The organism is Fructobacillus apis (assembly GCF_023893635.1).
Lineage (GTDB): Bacteria > Bacillota > Bacilli > Lactobacillales > Lactobacillaceae > Fructobacillus > Fructobacillus apis.
In genome coordinates this window covers 5,001-8,718 of sequence record NZ_JAMWYK010000012.1, presented here as the reverse complement: position 1 = coordinate 8,718, position 3,718 = coordinate 5,001, and the positions used below count along the sequence as shown (strand labels likewise).

Here is a 3,718-nt window from a genome sequence, read left to right as displayed (position 1 = left end):
TTCCGGCAACTACTTTTGGCGCTAAAGAGCTTAACTTCTGTGTTCGAGATGGGAACAGGTGGTTCCTCTTTGCCATCGACACGACACCTTATCTTTTACATCAATTAGTTTACATGGAAAGCATTTCCATGTCTAGCCCCTTTTCCTTATCCAGGATATTTCGAATTTATCTCGTGATATTCAAAGCATTTTAGTAATAAATGAAATAATAGGCACTTTTTCCTTTCTTATTCAATAAATATGTAGAAGCTTACACATTTTATAGGACAAAAGTGCTATATTTATACATATTTATTTATTGTCTTTCTAGTTTAAAAGGTACCTGTTATGAACTTTACAAACCCCAAGTATTTTAATAGTCGCGAAAGCTCCTGGGTCGACTTCAATCTCCGTGTTTTAGACGAGGCACGCGATCAGAAGAACCCCCTTTTGGAGCGTTTGCGCTTTTTGGGGATTAGTCAGGATAACTTGGACGAGTTCTTCAACGTTCGAGTTGCCACCCTTTTGAAGAAAATCAAGGAAAACGCACCGGCTGACATGGCCGGCCACACTCCGGAAAACCAGTTGGAAACGGTGTTGAAGAAAACGCAGCGCCTGGTAAACGAACAAGGACGAATCCTGAACCGTCTCGTCTTACCAGCGATGCAAAAGCATGGCATTGGACTCTTGAAGTGGCGAGCGCTCACGCCTGACCAAAAGGCAGCCTTAGCCCAGTACTTCGAAGAAGATATTTTGCCAAACATCAACTCCATCTTGGTGAACAACTCAAAGACCTTGCCCTTCTTAGCAAACGATTCAATCAATTTTATCGCGCGCTTTAATGGCCGCACTTTACGCTCGACGGTGATTATTCCCCTTCCAGAAGAATGTCCACGAGTGCTAACCGTTCCTGGGACAACAAACGAATTCATTATGTTGGAAGAGGTCATGGCACAGTTTTTGGACCGCTGTTTTGCAGGGCAACGCTTGCAGGAGTGGGCTTTGTTCAAAATCACCCGCTACATGGACTTTGACATCAATGACCAAAACACGAAGGCCTATAAGCAGTCCGTGTTGAAGACGTTGGAGGACCGGGCGCACGGTTCCGTGATTCGTCTAGAAACGACGGTCAACTCGAACATGGGGCTGATTAACTGGCTTTCGGATTGCTACAATTTGCGGCCATCCCACGTGTTTAAGTTGAAGACGCCGTTGGAATTGACTTTTGTAAACCAGTTGATTGCCAAGGTTGTTGACCAAAACGACCTGCTATTTGAAAAGGTCGTGCCGTACGACCCCCAAGTGTTACGGGAAAACGCGATGTTTGACAACATCGCTTCAAACGACATCTTTGTTCATCACCCCTACGATTCCTTTAACCCCGTGCTACGCTTTGTCGATGAAGCGGCAAAGGATGAGAGCGTCTCCGCAATCAAAATGACGCTTTACCGCGTCTCCAAGAATTCGCCCATCATTTCTTCCCTCCTGCTCGCGGCACAAAACGGCAAGCAGGTGACGATTATGTTGGAACTGAAGGCCCGTGCCGACGAAGCGAACAACTTGAAGTGGGCGGATGAATTGGAAGCAGCGGGCTGTACCGTGCTCTACGGAATCCCTGGCTTGAAGGTTCACTCTAAGCTTTGCTTGATAACACGCATCGAAAACGACCAAAAGAAGTACTACACGCACTTAGCGACAGGTAATTACAACGACAAAACCGCCAAGCTTTACACGGATATGGGACTCTTTACCGCCAACCAAGAAATTGGTGAGGACGCGGATAAAATCTTTGCCTTTATCTCGGGTGAGACAGCGCAGCCAGAACTAAAGCAGTTGAGCATTTCACCAAATAATATCCGAACAGATCTGATGAAGCAGATTGACCAAGAAATCGAGAACGCGAAGAACGGCCTTCCTTCAGGAATCAAGATGAAGATGAATTCACTCTCCGACCGAGTCATGATTCAAAAACTTTTTGAAGCCAATGCGGCCGGAGTTAAAACCGACCTCATCATCCGCGGAATCTGTAACTTACAGGCAGGTATTCCGGGTGTCAGTGATCACATCACCGTGCACTCCATTGTTGGTCGCCTTTTGAAGCATAGCCGGATTTTCATTTTTGAAAATGCCGGAAAGCCAAAGGTCTTCTTATCAAGTGCGGATTTGATGAAGCGAAACCTCAGCCGACGCGTTGAAATTCTCTTCCCCGTTTTGAATCCGGTGTTGAAGGAAAGTGTACAAAAGATTTTTAATCAGTTTTTAAGAGACGATGTCAAAGCAAGAATGCTCAAGCGTCATCATCGTTGGATCAAGCTATCGAAGCGACGCCAAACAGGTTATAATGTACAGAATGACTTGATCAAGCAACAGGTGGAGCTGGCGGACGAACGTCTCAAAGCGACCGGCTTGATGGAACAAGAAAAGCAGCTGTAAAAGGGAGCCTTTCCAATGGAAAATTTTGCCATTATTGATTTAGGATCGAACTCTGTTCGATTAGAAATCAACCAAATCAACGATGACGCTTCCTACCAACCAATTTTGGAAGTAAAAGAAGTGGTCCGTTTGTCCGAAAACATGGGCCCTGAAATGACCTTGAAGCGTCCGGCCATCGACCGAACAATCAATGCCCTTCTGGGTTTCAAGGCGCACTTTGACCAACTACCAAACTTAAACGTGAAGGCAGTGGCAACGGCCGCCACCAGAAATGCCCTTAACCAGGCCGACTTTCTGGCCGAGGTAAAGGAAAAGACGGGCATCGAACTCGAAGTGATTACGGGGCAACAAGAAGCCCACTACGATTACCTAGGGGTCGTTAATTCCCTTCCGGTTGTAAACGGAATCATCATGGATACTGGTGGTGCCTCAACCGAGCTCGTACTCATCCAAAATGGTGAAGAAATCAATTTGATTTCAATCCCGCAGGGTGCCGTTACATTAACGGAAGCCAAGCTCGACACCGACATGCCGACTGCAAGTCAGCTTTACGCGGTTTCAGAGGAATTGAACACCATCTTCAATGACATTTGGTGGTTGCACCGGGCTACGAATTTGCCAATCATCGCCCTTGGTGGTTCAAACCGCACCTTGGCTAAGATGAAGCGGCGGAGCGATCCAAACAGTAAGAACTGGGATAACATCCACGGTTTCCACATGCTGAACTCCGAAGTAAAAAAGGCATTCGAAACCATTTTGTCTTCTAACCTGGAAGAACGAAAGGCCATTCCTGGTCTTTCAAAGGATCGGGCTGACATCATCATTGGCGGTTTAACGCCAGCCATGATGTTGATGCGTCGATTGAATTCCGATCGGATGATTTTTTCAAAGCGCGGTGTTCGCTTCGGTGTTCTCCACGAACGGCTAAACGAGTTACGAAACGACGGAAAAAGAAAAGAACACGCACCACACCTCAATTAAGCTTCTAGAACAACAAAAGACGTTGGATGATCAGAATCATCCAACGTCTTTTTAAGTGTCTTAAAAGAGCTAAGAAGCACCTTAAAGCCAAACAAAAAAGGAACCAACCCGAAGGTTGATTCCTTTTCTTATGTACGGCATCGCGTCGTCCTATCCTCGCAGCCAGCGTTCCGGCAACTACTTTTGGCGCTAAAGAGCTTAACTTCTGTGTTCGAGATGGGAACAGGTGGTTCCTCTTTGCCATCAACACGACACCTTTGAGCTTTTACACTCAAAACTAAATAATCCTTACTTATCTTTTCCTAAACAAACCTTTACTCATTTA

Annotated in this window: 2 protein-coding genes and 2 rRNA genes; 2 read left to right on the top strand and 2 right to left on the bottom strand. The window is 45.9% G+C overall.

Features of this window, described 5'->3' with window-relative positions; translation table 11 throughout:
- Positions 1-86 (bottom strand): 5S ribosomal RNA (rrf, locus tag NFX39_RS06410); the annotation flags it as partial.
- 241 nt (positions 87-327) lie between these two features.
- On the opposite strand from rrf (NFX39_RS06410), the gene ppk1 reads away from it, so the two are divergent.
- Together ppk1 and NFX39_RS06400 are read left to right on the top strand one after the other, a co-directional pair.
- On the top strand, positions 328-2,412 hold the full coding sequence (gene ppk1, locus NFX39_RS06405) for a polyphosphate kinase 1 (protein WP_252444109.1): 2,085 nt from the start codon (positions 328-330) through the stop codon (positions 2,410-2,412).
- A gap of 15 nt (positions 2,413-2,427) precedes the next feature.
- Positions 2,428-3,393 (top strand): Ppx/GppA family phosphatase, encoded by a 966-nt coding sequence (locus NFX39_RS06400; protein ID WP_252444107.1) that lies wholly within the window; start codon positions 2,428-2,430, stop codon positions 3,391-3,393.
- A 137-nt stretch (positions 3,394-3,530) separates the two neighbouring features.
- Here the strand turns inward: NFX39_RS06400 and rrf (NFX39_RS06395) are convergent.
- A 5S ribosomal RNA gene (gene rrf / locus NFX39_RS06395) occupies positions 3,531-3,647 on the bottom strand.
- Positions 3,648-3,718: the final 71 nt, after the last annotated feature.

What these genes read in the sequence shown, in the direction of transcription:
- NFX39_RS06400 (WP_252444107.1), top strand. Translation starts at nt 2,428, where the DNA reads ATGGAAAATTTTGCCATTATTGATTTAGGATCGAACTCTGTTCGATTA.
- ppk1 (WP_252444109.1), top strand. Translation starts at nt 328, where the DNA reads ATGAACTTTACAAACCCCAAGTATTTTAATAGTCGCGAAAGCTCCTGG.